11 protein-coding genes and 1 tRNA gene are annotated in these 14,581 nt (G+C 69.1%); 8 read left to right on the top strand and 4 right to left on the bottom strand.

The annotated features are described in order from the left end of the window. Positions 1-30 precede the first annotated feature (30 nt). Positions 31-1,614, top strand: coding sequence for a phosphoglycerate dehydrogenase (gene serA / locus ACE3N9_RS06735; protein ID WP_374282142.1), 1,584 nt, complete (start codon positions 31-33; stop codon positions 1,612-1,614). A 28-nt stretch (positions 1,615-1,642) separates the two neighbouring features. Further along, positions 1,643-2,767 (top strand): ATP phosphoribosyltransferase regulatory subunit, encoded by a 1,125-nt coding sequence (locus ACE3N9_RS06740; RefSeq protein WP_374282144.1) that lies wholly within the window; start codon positions 1,643-1,645, stop codon positions 2,765-2,767. Here ACE3N9_RS06740 and ACE3N9_RS06745 read toward each other — a convergent pair. Then, complete coding sequence (locus tag ACE3N9_RS06745) at positions 2,764-3,585, bottom strand: alpha/beta hydrolase (RefSeq protein WP_374282347.1); 822 nt, start codon at positions 3,583-3,585, stop codon at positions 2,764-2,766. The genes ACE3N9_RS06740 and ACE3N9_RS06745 overlap by 4 nt on opposite strands. 321 nt (positions 3,586-3,906) lie before the next feature. On the opposite strand from ACE3N9_RS06745, the gene ACE3N9_RS06750 reads away from it, so the two are divergent. From ACE3N9_RS06750 to ACE3N9_RS06765, 4 genes are all read left to right on the top strand, one after another. Beyond that, positions 3,907-5,196: an adenylosuccinate synthase gene (locus ACE3N9_RS06750; RefSeq protein ID WP_374282146.1), complete on the top strand. Its 1,290-nt coding sequence runs from the start codon at positions 3,907-3,909 to the stop codon at positions 5,194-5,196. After that, entirely contained in the window at positions 5,196-5,729 is a 534-nt protein-coding gene (locus tag ACE3N9_RS06755; protein ID WP_374282148.1) for a murein L,D-transpeptidase family protein, read from the top strand. The genes ACE3N9_RS06750 and ACE3N9_RS06755 overlap by 1 nt, the downstream gene beginning before the upstream one ends. A 70-nt stretch (positions 5,730-5,799) precedes the next feature. Then, positions 5,800-6,795: a MarR family transcriptional regulator gene (locus ACE3N9_RS06760; RefSeq protein WP_374282150.1), complete on the top strand. Its 996-nt coding sequence runs from the start codon at positions 5,800-5,802 to the stop codon at positions 6,793-6,795. A 64-nt stretch (positions 6,796-6,859) separates the two neighbouring features. After that, positions 6,860-6,935 (top strand) — tRNA-Val (locus ACE3N9_RS06765). A gap of 15 nt (positions 6,936-6,950) precedes the next feature. On the opposite strand, the gene ACE3N9_RS06770 is transcribed toward ACE3N9_RS06765, so the two are convergent. From ACE3N9_RS06770 to ACE3N9_RS06780, 3 genes are read right to left on the bottom strand one after another with little or no spacing between them, the layout of a single operon-like run. Next, complete coding sequence (locus tag ACE3N9_RS06770) at positions 6,951-8,216, bottom strand: TolC family protein (protein ID WP_374282152.1); 1,266 nt, start codon at positions 8,214-8,216, stop codon at positions 6,951-6,953. After that, complete coding sequence (locus ACE3N9_RS06775) at positions 8,213-11,323, bottom strand: efflux RND transporter permease subunit (protein WP_374282154.1); 3,111 nt, start codon at positions 11,321-11,323, stop codon at positions 8,213-8,215. Before ACE3N9_RS06775 ends, ACE3N9_RS06770 begins: the two co-directional genes overlap by 4 nt. Before the next feature lie 2 nt (positions 11,324-11,325). Continuing rightward, positions 11,326-12,435: an efflux RND transporter periplasmic adaptor subunit gene (locus tag ACE3N9_RS06780; protein ID WP_374282156.1), complete on the bottom strand. Its 1,110-nt coding sequence runs from the start codon at positions 12,433-12,435 to the stop codon at positions 11,326-11,328. A gap of 87 nt (positions 12,436-12,522) precedes the next feature. Between ACE3N9_RS06780 and ACE3N9_RS06785 the strand changes: the two genes are divergently transcribed. After that, entirely contained in the window at positions 12,523-13,191 is a 669-nt protein-coding gene (locus ACE3N9_RS06785) for a response regulator (RefSeq protein ID WP_374282158.1), read from the top strand. Then, positions 13,188-14,516: an ATP-binding protein gene (locus ACE3N9_RS06790; RefSeq protein WP_374282159.1), complete on the top strand. Its 1,329-nt coding sequence runs from the start codon at positions 13,188-13,190 to the stop codon at positions 14,514-14,516. Before ACE3N9_RS06785 ends, ACE3N9_RS06790 begins: the two co-directional genes overlap by 4 nt. The last annotated feature ends 65 nt before the right edge of the window (positions 14,517-14,581 follow it).

Raw genomic sequence — 14,581 nt, forward strand, 5'->3', positions numbered from 1 at the left:
TCAGGTCCGGGGTGACGAAGGACTAGAACCATGACCAAGCCCCGCGTGCTCATTTCCGACAAGATGGATCCCAACGCCGCCCGCATTTTCACCGAAATGGGCTGCGATGTGGACGTCATCACCGGCGAAACCCCCGAACAGCTGATCGCCCGCATCGGCGATTACGACGGCCTCGCGATCCGCAGCTCGACCAAGGTGACCAAGGAAATCCTGGCCGCCGCCAAGAACCTGAAAGTGATCGGCCGCGCCGGGATCGGCGTCGACAACGTCGATATTCCGGCCGCTTCGGCGCAGGGCGTGGTGGTGATGAACACCCCGTTCGGCAACTCGATCACCACTGCCGAACACGCCATCGCGATGATGTTCGCCCTCGCGCGTCAGATCCCCGAAGCCAATGCCCAGACCCAGGCGGGGCTGTGGCCGAAGAACGGCTTCATGGGCGTTGAAGTGACCGGCAAGACCCTGGGCCTGATCGGCGCGGGCAACATCGGTTCGATCGTCGCGGCCCGCGCGCTCGGCCTGAAGATGAAGGTCGTGGCGTTCGATCCGTTCCTGACCCCGGAACGCGCGGTCGAAATGGGCGTGGAAAAGGCCGATCTCGACACCCTGCTGGCCAAGGCCGATTTCATCACCCTGCACACCCCGCTGACCGACCAGACCCGCAACATCCTGTCCGCGGAAAACCTGGCCAAGACCAAGAAGGGCGTGCGGATCATCAACTGCGCGCGCGGCGGGCTGATCGATGAAGCTGCGCTCAAGGCGGCGCTCGACAGCGGCCATGTCGCCGGGGCGGCGCTGGACGTGTTCGAAACCGAACCGGCCAAGGAAAGCCCGCTGTTCGGCACGCCGAACTTCATCTGCACCCCGCACCTGGGCGCATCGACCACCGAAGCGCAGGTCAACGTCGCGCTGCAGGTGGCCGAACAGATGGCCGATTATCTGGTCAACGGCGGTGTCACCAACGCGCTCAACGTGCCTTCGCTCTCGGCCGAGGAAGCGCCCAAGCTGCGCCCCTACATGGCGCTGGCGGAACAGCTGGGCGGCATGGTTGGCCAGCTGACCACCGGGGCGATTCCGCGCATCTCGATCCACGCCGAAGGCGCGGCGGCTGAACTGAACATCAAGCCGATCGTCGCGGCCGTGCTGTGCGGGTTCCTGCGCACCCAGTCGGACACGGTCAACATGGTCAACGCGCCGTTCCTGGCCAAGGAACGCGGCATGGAAGTGCGCGAGGTCAAGACCGAGAAGGCCGGTGACTATCACACCCTGATCCGCGTTTCGGTGAAGACCGATGCGGGCGAACGCTCGGTCGCGGGCACGCTGTTCTCGAACAGCGAACCGCGCCTGGTCGAACTGTTCGGGATCAAGGTCGAAGCCGAACTGGCCGGCCACATGATGTATATCGTCAACGAGGACGCTCCCGGCTTCATCGGCCGGATCGGCACCCTGCTGGGCGAAAACGGCATCAACATCGGCACTTTCAACCTCGGCCGCCGCGAAGCGGGCGGGGAAGCGGTGCTGCTGCTCTCGCTCGACAGCAAGCTGCCCGGCGACGTGCTGGAACAGGCCAAGGGCCTGCCCGGCGTGAAGCGGGTCATGGCGCTGGCGTTCTGAGGCAAGATCGGGCAACGGGAAACGCGTTATGGCTGATACCGACCGCGACCTGTTGCCCGAGGGCCTTGAAGACCGCCTGCCCGCCGCCGCCGCCGCCGCCGGGCGGGTGACGCGGGCGCTGCTTGACGTGATGGACAGCCACGGCTTCGACCGGGTCCAGCCGCCGAGCATCGAATTCGAAAAGTCGATGGCCAGCCGCATGGCCGGGGTTCAGCCCCGGCGCATGTTCCGCTTTGTCGATCCGGCCAGCTTGCGCACCCTGGCGCTGCGCAGCGACATTACCGTCCAGGTTGGCCGCATGGCCGCCACGGGCCTTGGCGCCGCGCCGCGCCCGCTGCGGCTGTGCTATGCCGGGCAGGTGCTGACGATCAAGGGCGATGGCCTCGATCCCACGCGTGAGCGGTTGCAGGTCGGCGCGGAACTGATCGGCAGCGACAGCGTGGCCGCTGCGGGCGAACTGGTTGCCATGGCGATCGAGGCGCTGCGCGCTGCCGGGGCCAGCGGCATTTCGGTCGATTTCACTCTGCCGGACCTGGTCGATACCCTTGCCGCAAACGCGCTGCCGCTGGACGCTGACAAGATCGAGGCAGTGCGCCGTGAACTGGATGCCAAGGACGCCGGCGGGCTGGTGGCCGCAGGCGGCGAAGCTTACCTGCCGCTGCTGACCGCGATTGGCCCGTTCGACCAGGCGATCGAACGGCTGGCCGCGATCGATGCCGGCGGCGCGCTGGCAGGCCGAATCAAGGCGCTGCGCGAAATCGCCGCGCGGGTTGGCGGCGCGGCGCGCCTGACGCTGGACCCGAGCGAACGCCACGGCTTCGAATACCAGTCGTGGTTCGGCTTCACCATCTATGCCGAAGGGCTGCCCGGCGCGCTGGGGCGCGGCGGGTCCTATGCGATCCTCGGCCGCGCGGCGGGCGAGGAGGAACCGGCCATCGGCTTCTCGCTCTATCCCGATGCGCTGATCGACGCGCTGGCCGCTGCCGAAACCCCGCGCGACACGCTGTTCCTGCCGCTGCGTCATGACGGCGAACAGGCCGCCCGCCTGCGCGCGATCGGCTGGCGCACCGTGGCGGCGGTCTGCGACAATTGCGATCCGGCGCGGCTGGGCTGCACCCACCGGCTTGAGGGCGGCGAAGCAGTCCGCCTTTAGCGCGCGAACAGGCGTTTAAGCCAGTCATCGACCACACTGGTCGCGGCATAGCCGGGATCACCCAGCTGGCGGTTGATTTCGGCGTGGCCGCGCAGCCCTTCGCCCGGAAAGTCGCGCCGCTCCACCCTGGTTCCGGCCTCCTTCAACGCGCCCTCCAGCGCCTCGGCCTGGGCGATCCCGTCTGGCCGCTGGACGTGGATCAACAGGAAGGCCGGGGCATTGGGCGCTCGGGCCTGGAGCGAGGGGGACAGCGCCCGCTGGCGCGCAGGATCGGTGCCGAACGCCTGCAGATAGGTATCGTGCATGAACCGCCCGCCTTCGGCGATCTGGCGCGGTACGTCATAGGCTGCGCCGTCATTCGGCATCACGCCCGCCAGATCGGCAAAGCTCAGCCCCGCAGCCTTGAGATAGCGCTCGTCCGTGCCGACCAGCGCGACCAGGTGCGCGCCCGCGCTGTGCCCGGTCAGCACCACGCGGCGGCGGTCGATTCCCAATTCGCCCGCACGGTCCAGCAGCGCCCTCAGCGCCATGGCAACGTCCGCCCCCTGCTGCTCCACGGTGGCCTGCGGGACCAGCCGATAATCGATCGCGGCATAGTTGTAGCCAAGGCCAGTGTAATGCGCCGGGGCATGGCGGCTGGCGGCAGTGTCCTTGCTGCCGCGCTTCCACCCGCCGCCGTGGACGAAGATCACCAGCGGCGCGGGGCCGGTGGCTCCCCTGGCGCGGTAGAAGTCGATTCGCTGCAAGGGATCGCTGCCATAGGCCAGCGTCTGGTCCGCCGGAATGCGCGGAGCGGAATCTTGCCCGCGCTGCATCATCCGCTCGGCCAGCCGCTCGCGCAGCCGCTCGCCAGGGCGGGCCTCGACTACCGCCGCGCCAAGTATGGCCAGAGCGGCCACGGACAGGATCAGCCGGTTGCGCATCGTGTATCTCCTTGTGCCGGTGCAAGGTTCTGGCCCGGCAAAGCTTGCCGGGTGGTGAATAGTCGCGCGGGCGTGCTGCCAGCCGCTTGACTCGGGCAGGGTGGTCCCCCTAGTGCGCCCCCGCACATCGGGCCATCGGCCCCCCGTCCAACCCCTTGCGCCGAGTCCTGTCGAAGGGCGCCTGCGGGTCCACTGGCAGGGTGGAGTGCTATATCCGTGGCTAACGTTACCGTCATCGGCGCCCAGTGGGGCGATGAAGGCAAGGGCAAGATCGTTGACTGGCTGGCCAGCCGGGCTGACGCCGTGGTCCGTTTCCAGGGCGGGCACAACGCCGGGCACACGCTGGTGGTGGGCGAACAGGTCTACAAGCTGTCGCTGCTCCCTTCGGGCATCGTCACCGGCACGTTGTCGATCATCGGCAACGGCGTGGTGCTCGATCCCTGGCACCTGCGCGACGAGATCGCCAAGCTCGAAGGGCAGGGCGTGGTGATCAACACCGAAAACTTCGCGATTGCCGAAAACGCGCCGCTGATCCTGCCGCTGCACCGCGATCTGGATGCCTTGCGCGAATCGGCTGCCGGTTCGGGCAAGATCGGCACCACCGGGCGCGGGATCGGCCCGGCCTATGAAGACAAGGTCGGCCGCCGCGCGATCCGGGTGTGCGACCTGGCGCACCTCGATGCGCTCGACGCCCAGCTTGACCGGCTCTGCGCCCACCACGACGCGCTGCGCGCCGGGTTCGGCCAGCCCCCGGTCGACCGCGCCCAGCTGCTCGCCGATCTCAAGGAAATCGCGCCTTCCGTGCTGCAATATGCCCAGCCGGTGTGGAAGCGGCTCAACACCGTGCGCAAGGCCGGGGCGCGAATCCTGTTCGAAGGCGCGCAGGGCGTGCTGCTCGACGTCGATCACGGGACCTATCCCTTTGTCACCAGTTCCAACACGGTCAGCGGCACGGCGGCCAGCGGCTCGGGCCTTGGCCCGTCGAGCACCGGCTTCGTGCTGGGCATCGTCAAGGCCTATACCACCCGCGTCGGCTCGGGCCCGTTCCCGACCGAGCTTGAGGACGAGACCGGACAGCGCCTCGGCGAACGCGGCCACGAATTCGGCACCGTTACCGGCCGCAAGCGCCGCTGCGGCTGGTTCGATGCGGTGCTGGTGCGGCAAAGCTGCGCGATCAGCGGCGTGACCGGCATCGCGCTGACCAAGGTCGACGTGCTCGACGGCCTCGAAACGGTGAAGATCTGCACCGGCTACCGCCTGCGCGGCAAGGTGCTGGACTATTTCCCCAGCCACGCCGCCGACCAGGCCGAGGTTGAGCCGATCTACGAGGAAATGGAAGGGTGGAGCGGCACCACCGCCGGCGCCCGCTCGTGGGCCGATCTGCCCGCCCAGGCGATCAAGTACATCCAGCGCGTGCAGGAACTGATCGAAACCCCGGTCGCGCTGGTCTCCACCAGCCCCGAGCGCGAGGACACCATCCTCGTGCGCGATCCCTTCGTCGATTGATGGCCCGGCCGGCCCGCCGCCTGCTGCAAATCGCGGGCGGCGCGCTGCTGCTCGCGGCTATCGCCGGGGCGGCCTGGCTGCTGCCGGGCAGCGCCCCCACGGTGCCGGACCTGCCCCGGATCGACCGGATCGTGGTCCACAAGGCCGCGCGCGAAATGCAGCTGTGGTCCGGCGGGCGGCTGGTCCACACCATGCGCGGCGTGGCGCTGGGCGATGCGCCGGTGGGCCACAAGCAGTTCGAAGGCGATGAAAAGACGCCCGAAGGCCGCTATTCGATCGACTTCCGCAACCCGCAAAGCTCCTATCACCTGTCGCTGCGCATCTCCTATCCCGATGCGCGCGCCGCGGCCCTTGCCAGCGCGCAGGGGCGCAGCCCGGGGGGCGAGATCTATATCCACGGCCAGCCCAACTGGCTGAAGGCCGGGCGGCTGAAAGGCGATTGGACCGATGGCTGCGTCGCCGTGTCCAATGCCGAAATCGAAGCGCTGTGGCGCGCCGTGCCGCTGGGCGCGGTGGTGGACGTTCTGCCCTGATCGCTCCACGATCTTGACATGAACCCTGTTTGTTCTACTCTCGTTCGCATTGGAACGGAGTCGGACCGCCATGGCCCAAGCCAATTTCGCCTATAGCCTGCCTGCCAGTGATCCGGCCGGGGTGCCGCTAACCCTGTCGATCTTTGCCGACCGCGCCGATGTGCGGCTGGAAATGCGGGATGATGCCGAAATGGCGGGCTTCCGCCTGGTGCAGGTCGGCGGGCTTGACCTGCTGCTGGATGGCGAGGCGCTGGGACTGGGCGGGGTGGTCATGGTCGATTGCCCCACGGTCGATGCCGCCACGCTGGCCGCGCTGGCCCGGCTCGACCTGCGCGCCGCGCATTCAGGGGCGCAGCTGATCGTCTCGACCAGTGTGGCCGCGCTCGACGATGTGTTCGGCTGCCTCGATCAGTCCGGCCCGCAGTTGCTGGTCGATCCCGGCCGGGCGGAACGCGTCATCGCGCTGGGCCGGGTGCTGGGGCAGGCATCATCCCTGCGGCTGCGCGAATTGTCCGAGGATGACCGGCTGACCCTGCTGCGGCTGACCGAACAGGTCGGCCAGATCGCGCAGCGGCTGGAACGGATCGGGCTGCGCAGCGGCGGGGCCGGGCTGGATCACGATGCGCAGGACCGCTTCGGCGTGGAAAGCCCGCGTCCGGCCTTCTTCGGGGCGGGCGGCGCAGCGGGGGACCGGCTGGTCAATGCCCCGCGCGCGCCGCTGCCCGATGCGCAACTGGTGCGCCGGATCATCCGCGCCCGCCAGCAGCGCGCTCGGTTCTTCGATGGGGAACTGTTCGCCGATCCGGCCTGGGACATGCTGCTCGACCTGACCGCCGCGCGCGCCGAACGGGCGCGGGTCTCGGTCACCAGCCTGTGCATCGCCTCGGGCGTGCCGCCCACCACCGCGCTGCGCTGGATCGGCCAGATGACCGAAGCGGGCCTGTTCGTGCGGGTCGAAGACCGCAGCGACCGCCGCCGCGCCTTCATCGCGCTGAGTGACACGGCAGCCGATGGCATGGCGCGCTATTTCGCCGCGATTGACACCGCCGCCCCGGCGCTGGTCTGACCCGGCGTAACACAGGCGATTGACGCCCCCGCCAATCGCACTAAAAGCGCGCTCTCCCGCAAAGGGGCGCTTAGCTCAGTTGGTAGAGCATCTCGTTTACACCGAGAGGGTCGGCGGTTCGAGCCCGTCAGCGCCCACCAGTGCGGGGCAATCCCTCAATCCGCAATCCACAGGTTGTGGCTGTCGATGCGCAGCCGGCCCAGCGCGCGGTGCGCTTCGATGCGGGCCAGGGCTTCGCTGCGGAAGGCGCCGTGGACGAGGCGTTCGCCCTGGAGCATGTCGGCCAGGTCGATCGCGCCGAGCTGATGGCCGCGCCGCAGCTTGAGCACGGCGGCAACCTGCGCATCCAGCATTTCGCGCGAGCGCTGCCAGGAGGCCAGTGCGGCTTCGGCGCGGGCCCGGTCGCTATCGGCCATTTCCTGCACTTCCTGGCGCACCAGCGACAGTTCCGCGCGGGCGGCCTGGGCTTCGGATGCGGCGCGGTCCGCCCCGGCAGAGCGAGCGCCGCCGCCGATCGGGACCGACAGCACCACGCCGGCCCCGCGTTCGGCGCCATTGCGTTCGGAAAACAGCCGAAGGCCCAGGGTGGGATCGGCCAGCCGTTCGCGCCGGGCGCGTTCGGCCATGCTGGCCATGCGCGCGGCCTCGGCATCGGCCGCGCCGATCTCGTGGCTGCGCGCCACCACCTGCTCGGCCATCTGCGCCAGGCTTTGCGCTGGCAGGGCCGGACGCTCCGCCTCGGGCGCGGCGGCGGGCAGGGGCAGGGTGGGGAAGCGCGCGGCCAGACGCGCGCGGGCCACTTCGGCCCGGCCGCGCGATTGCGCCGCAGCGGAGCGCGCCTCACCCAGCGCTGCTTCGGCCTGGTCGGCCTCGAGCGGGGCGGCATCGCGCAGTTCCACGCGGCGGCGAACTGCGGCCAGGGTCGCGGCATAGTTGGCCGCGCTCTGCTCGTCCACGGCGGCTTCGGCGCTGGCGCCCAGCCAGTCCCACCACATTTCGTTCAGCTGGATCGCGGCCTGGTGGCGGGCATCCTCGGCGCGGTTTTCCGCCGCACGCAGGCCGTGTTCGCCGGTTTCCCGGTCCAGCCGCGCCTTGCCCGGCAGGCGGAACGCGCGCGACAGGGTGGCGTCGTATTCGTCGTACTTGCCTTCGCGGTCGACGCTGCGCTGGACATAGCTGCCGCTCAGCGCAAATTCGTGGCTGCCGGCACGCAGCGCGCGCGCTTCGGCCCGGGCGGCGGCGACGCGGGCGAGGGCAGCCTGCACGGCGGGGTGGGCGTCCAGCGCTTCCTGCACGGCAGCCTCGTCCGGCAGGGCACTTTGCGTCGGGGCGGCTGGCGCCGGGGCGGCTGGAGCCGGGACGGACTGGGCCAGGGCGGGCTGGACAGTCAGGGCCAGCAGGGGCAGGAACAGGCGCTTCATGCTTCGGCTCCCGCCGGATGGGCCAGGTCGCCGGCGCTGCGTTCCTCGGCGCTTTCGCCAAAGCGTTCGTACAGGATCGGCAGCAGTATCAGCGTCAGCAGCGTGGCCGTGACCAGCCCGCCGATCACCACGATCGCCAGTGGCCGCTGGATTTCCGAACCCGGCCCGCTGGCGAACAGCAGCGGCACCAGCCCGAAAGCGGCGATGCTGGCGGTCATCAGCACCGGGCGCAGGCGGCGCGCCGCGCCGATCCGCACTGCATCGGCCAGGGCCATGCCCTGTTCGCGCAGCTGGCGGAAATAGCTGACCATGACCAGCCCGTTGAGCACCGCGATGCCGAGCAGCGCGATGAACCCAACCGAGGCGGGGACCGACAGGTATTCGCCCGAAATCGCCAGCGCCACCATGCCGCCCACCGCCGCAAACGGGATGTTGACCAGGATCAGCACCGATGCGCGGACCGACCGCAGGGTCAGGTACAGCACTACGAAGATCAGCAGCACCGCGATCGGCAGGACGATCATCAGCCGGGCCGAGGCGCGCTGCTGGTTTTCGAACTGCCCGCCCCAGACGATCCGGTAGCCGGGCGGCAGCTTGACGTTGGCAGTGATGTCGGCCTTGGCCTCCTCGACGTAGCCGACGAGGTCGCGGCCCGAGACGAAGGCCTGGACCAGCGCAAAGCGCGAGCCGTTTTCATGCTCCAGCTTGACCGGACCGGCGGTCCGCTCGATCCGGGCGATGTCGCTGGCGCGCACCAACTGGCCCGATGGGCTGCGGTACAGCTGGTCGGCAAAGGCCTGCGGATCCATGCCTTCGCCGCCATTGCCGCGGATCACCACCGGCACGCGGCGGCCGGCTTCGGCCACCACCCCGGCGCGCACCCCTTCGACATTGGCGCGCATCATGTCCTGCAGCATGTCCACCGGCATCCCGGCGCGCCCGGCGGCGGTCCGGTCGATGTCGATCTGCAGGTAATCGACGCTGGAATTGGCCACGGTGATCGCCTCGCTGGTGCCGTGGATCTTTTCCAGCCGCTGCTGGATCTGGCCCGAAAGGCTGGACAGCTGCTTGAGGTCGGGGCCGAACAGCTTGATCGCCAGGTCGCCGCGCGCGCCGGTGAGCATTTCGGACACGCGCATCTCGATCGGCTGGGTGAAGCTGGGTTCGATCCCCGGCAGTTCGGCCAGCGCCTCGCGGATCTGTTCGACCAGCCAGTCCTTGTCGGGCACGCGCCATTCGTCGCGCGGCTTCAGCTTCACGAAGCTGTCGGTCTCGTTCAGGCTCATCGGATCGAGCCCCAGTTCGTCGCTGCCGACGCGGGCGATCACGTCGGTCACTTCGGGGACTTTTTCCATGATCAGGCGCTGCACGCGCAGATCTCCCTGGACCGAATGCTCGATGTTGACGCTGGGCAGCTTGGTCAGCTGCACCAGGGTCGCGCCTTCATCCATGGTCGGCAGGAAGGTCTTGCCGGTCATGCCATAGGCTGTCCCCGCCACCAGCAGCGCCCCGCCAGCAATGAAGCCCACCTTGCGGCGGTTGGCAAAGGCCCAGTCCAGCGCGCGGGCGTGGCGCGGGGCGATCTGGCGCATCAGCCAGGGTTCGCGGTGCCCATCGTGCTGCTTGAGCACGAAATGCGACAACACCGGCACCAGGGTGAGCGAGAGCACCAGCGCGGAGAGCAGCGCGAGCACGATGGTCAGCGCGACGGGGGCGAACAGCTTGCCTTCCAGCCCTTCCAGCGTCAGCAGCGGCAGGAACACCAGCGCGATGATCAGCATGCCCGAGGCGACCGGCACGGCCACTTCCGCCGAGGCGACGAACACCGCGTGCAGCTTGCCCATGCGGCGGTGTTTGGGATCGGACAGGCGTTCGACCACGTTTTCGACCACGACCACCGCCCCGTCGACCAGGATGCCGACGGCGATGGCCAGCCCCCCCAGGCTCATCAGATTGGCGGTCAGCCCGGCCGCGCCCATGAAGATGAAAGTCAGCAGGCAGGCCATCGGCAGCGCCAGCGCGACGATGATCGAGGCACGGACATCGCCCAGGAACAGCAGCAGCAGGATTACCACCAGCACGGTCGCTTCGAGCAGCGCCTTTTCGACCGTGCCGACCGCGCGGCCGATCAGGTCGGAGCGGTCATAGAACACGTCGACCTTCATGCCCTGCGGCAGGCCGGGCTTGATCTCCTCCAGCCGGGACTTGACCCCTTCGACCACTTTCGAGGCGTCCGAACCGCGCAGCGCGATGACCAGGCCCTGCACGGCCTCGCCTTGGCCGTTCTTGGTCACCGCGCCGTAGCGGGTCAGGCTGCCGGAGCGCACCGTGGCGACATCGCCCACGCGCAGCACCGCGCCATTGCCGGCGCGCACGACCACGGCGGCGAGGTCTTCGAGCGTGGTGATCGCGCCGACCGAGCGGACGATCAGCGCTTCCTCGCCGATCTTGAGGCGCCCGGCGCCGTCGTTGCGGTTGCTGCGCTCGATCGCGTCGCGCAGGTCCTCCACCGTCAGGCCGGCGGCGGCCAGCGCGGCGTTGTCGGGCTGGACCTCGAAGGTTTCGGCAAAGCCGCCCAGCGCGTTGACATCGGCCACGCCCGGCACGGTGCGCAGCGCGGGGCGCACGGTCCAGTCCAGCACACGGCGCTTTTCGGCCAGGCTTTGCGGGCCTTCCAGCGTGAACATGTAGACGTCGGACAGCGGGGTGGAAATCGGCGCGAGGCCGCCTTCGACCGTGACCGGCAGATCGCCCATCACATTGGCCAGCCGCTCCGCCACCTGGCTGCGCGCCCAGTAGATGTCGGTCTTGTCCTTGAAGTCGATGGTGATGTCGGCAATCGCGTACTTGGCCACCGACCGCAGGTTGGCTTGCTGGGGGATGCCCAGCATTTCCATCTCGATCGGGGTGATCACCCGGCTTTCGACCTCTTCCGGAGTCATGCCGGGGGCCTTCAGGATGATCTTGACCTGGGTCGAACTGATGTCCGGAAAGGCATCGATCGGCAGGTTGTAGAACGAGTAGCCGCCCCAGGCGGCCAGGGCGAGCGCCAGCCCCAGCACGGCAAAGCGCGCCGCCAGGGCCTTTTCGACAAGCCGCGACAGCACGGTTATTCGCCGCCCAGCAGGACTTTGAGTTCAGCCAGGCCGCTCGTTGCCACCCGCTCACCGGGGCGCAGGCCGCCGCTGAGAGTGACATGTTCGCCGCTGCGCCCGGCCAGGGTCACGGCGCGCAGGGCAAAGCCGTCGGTGCCCGCAACGAAGACCACGTCCTTGCCCTTAAGCTGGGTCACGGCGCTGGCCGGTACGCTGACGCCGGTGATCGGCTGGCTGCCTTCCAGCGCGGCCATCACCGCCTTGCCGCTGACCAGCAGCGGATCGGCCCCGATCCGCGCCTTGGCGAGGACCGAGCGGGTGGCCGGATCGATCGACCCGCCGACCGAGACGATCGAGCCACGGATCGGCTGCCCGCCGCTGCCCGGCACGGTCACCGCCATGCCGGGGTGGACCTGCGCGGCGATGCGTTCGGGGATCTGCAGGTCGAGCATGAAGCTGGAGGTGTTCTCGATCACGAAGGGCGCGGTCAGGGCGTCGATCGGCCCGCCGGTCTGCACGGTAACCGCCGCCAGCCGGCCGCTGATCGGGGCGCGCAGGGTCATCTCGCCCCCGGCGCCGGCTCCGGCCTGGGCCAGGATGCGGCGGTTTTCGGCCACGGCCACCTGGGCTTCGCGGTAGGCGGCCTGGGCCTCGTCGGCGCGGGCAGCGGCGACGATCCCTTCGCGGGCCAGCTGGCTGGTGCGCGCGGCGGCGGCCTGGGCGACCGAAAGCTGCGCCTGCCCGCGCGACAGCGCGGCGCCATACTGCACCGCCTCGACCGAGCGGACCACGGCAAGCGGCTGGCCGCGTGTCACCGCCTGGCCGCTGACCACGAACAGCCGCACCACCGAACCGCCGAACGGGGCGGTCACCGCCACGCGCGCTTCGGGGGGCAGGGTGATCACCCCGGGCACCTGGCCCAGTTCGGCGGAACTGGTTGCCTGCGCGGCCTGGGTGGTAATGCCCAGGCGCTGGATTTGCTGCGGGCTGAGCTTGCCCGGCGCGGCGGCGGGCTGGGCCGCGGGCGCGGCCTCTTCCGTCCGGTCGGCGGCAGTCCACCAGTAAGCCCCGGCCGCAACGGCAATCGCCGCCAACCCCGCCCCAACAATCCGCTTGTGATCCATGCCGCATCAATTGCCGTTGAAGCTGACGAAAGCCTGACAATATGTCAGGAAACCGTCAGTTCCGTTCGCCACCAAGGACGGCGAAGGATGGGAAAGATCATGCGCATCATGCTGGTGGAGGACGATCCCGAACTGGGCCGGCGGCTGGCCGAACGGCTCGACCGAGCGGGCTTCGCCGTGGACTGGATGCAAACCGCCGCCATGGCGCGCGACTGGCCCGATGTCGGCCTGACGGCTGCGATCATCCTCGACCTTTGCCTGCCCGATGGCGATGGGCTGGACCTGCTGCGCCACTGGCGCGCGCAGGGCGAAACCGTGCCGGTGCTGATCCTGACCGCGCGCGGCAACTGGCGCGACAAGGTGGAAGGGCTGAACAGCGGCGCCGACGATTTCGTGGTCAAGCCGATCCGCTTCGAGGAACTGCTGGCCCGGCTGCACGCCCTGTGGCGGCGCGGGCGGGGCGAAGGGACCAATGTGGTCGCCGCCGGGGCGCTGGCGCTCGATCCGGTCGCGCGGCTGGCCACGCTGGACGGCGTGCCGATTGACCTCAGCCGCAAGGAATTCGCGCTGCTGCACCTGTTCCTGCGCCGCGCCGGGCACATTATCCCGCAAGATGAAATCCTCGAGCAGCTCTATGCGCTCGAAGCCGAACGCGATCGCAACGCGGTTGAAGCGCTGGTCAGCCGCCTGCGCCGCAAGATCGGCCGCGAACGGGTTCGCACCGTGCGCGGGCTGGGCTACAGGCTCGATCCATGACCGCCTTGTTCAACTCGCTGCGTGGCCGCTTCCTGCTGGCGATCCTGCTGTGGGTTGCGCTGGGGATCGGCGGGATCTGGTATTCGTCGGTGCGGCTGTTCACGATGCACGTGGAAATGCAGTTTCACGAGGAACTGGCTGTCCACTTGCGCGAACTGGGCGGGCTGACCACGCTGGACGCGGCGGGCCGTCCGCACCTGACCCGCCCGCTGTCCGATCCGCGCTTTGCCGAACCGTTGTCGGGCTTTTACTGGCAAGTCACCCGGCCCGGTTTCGCCACGCTGAAATCCCCGTCGATGACGCGCGGCGCGCTGAACGATGACATCGCCCATTCGCCCAGCATCCTGCACCGCGTTGCCGACGGGCCGACCGGCCACACGATCGTCTATGGCTTCGTCCGGGAAACGGCGGGCGGACCGCCGGTCCACTTCGTCATCGCCACGGACGAACGCCACCTGCACCGCATCATCGGCGCCTTCACCAGCGAGTTGACCGTGTGGCTGACCGCGCTGGCGCTGGCGCTGCTGGCCAGCGGCGTGGCGATCATCACGTTCGGCCTGCGGCCGTTCGACCGCCTGTCCGCCGCGATGCAGCGCCTGCGCAAGGGCGAAGCGGATCGGATCGAAGGGCGCTATCCGGACGAGATCCAGCCGCTGGTCAGCGACCTTAACGCCTATGTCGAGCGCACTGGCGAGATCGTCGCGCGCGGCCGGGTCCAGGCCGGGGCGCTGGCCCATTCGCTGCGCACGCCCCTCGCGGTGATTACCGACGAGGCCGAGCATCTGCTCGAAGGGCCGCGCCCCGGGGCGGCAGCGACCCTGCTGGATCAGAGCGAGCGGATGCAGCGGCAGATCGACTATCACCTGGCGCGGGTGCGCTCGGGCGGGACCAAGGCCGGGATCGCGGCGCGCTGCCGGCTGGACGAAGTGCTGGAGCCGCTGCTCAGCGCGATGCGGCGCTGCCATCCCGGCAAACGGTTCGCCGTCGATCTGCCGGCCGGCCTGCTGGTGGCGATGGACCCGGACGATCTGAGCGAAGTGCTCAACAACCTGCTCGACAATGCGGGCAAGTGGGCTGCGGGCGAAGTGCGCGTCGCGCTGGACAGCGGCGCGATTGCCGTCAGCGACGATGGCCCCGGCATAGCGCCCGATCGGCATCAGGCAGTGTTCGAGATCGGCGAAACGGGTTCCGATCCGCTGGGCAATTCGGGTCTGGGCCTGCCGATTGCCCGCGCCATTGCCCGCGATTACGGCGGCGATGTGGTGCTGGACGAGACCGCCCAGGGCGGGCTGCGCGCGCGGCTGATCCTGCCGCCGCGCGTCTGAACATATCGGCACAACAAGCCAAGTTTTCGCGATTGAGCGATTTTGGCGATTACTGTCTTGCGGAT

This window comes from Novosphingobium sp. (assembly GCF_041905565.1).
Taxonomy (GTDB): domain Bacteria; phylum Pseudomonadota; class Alphaproteobacteria; order Sphingomonadales; family Sphingomonadaceae; genus Novosphingobium.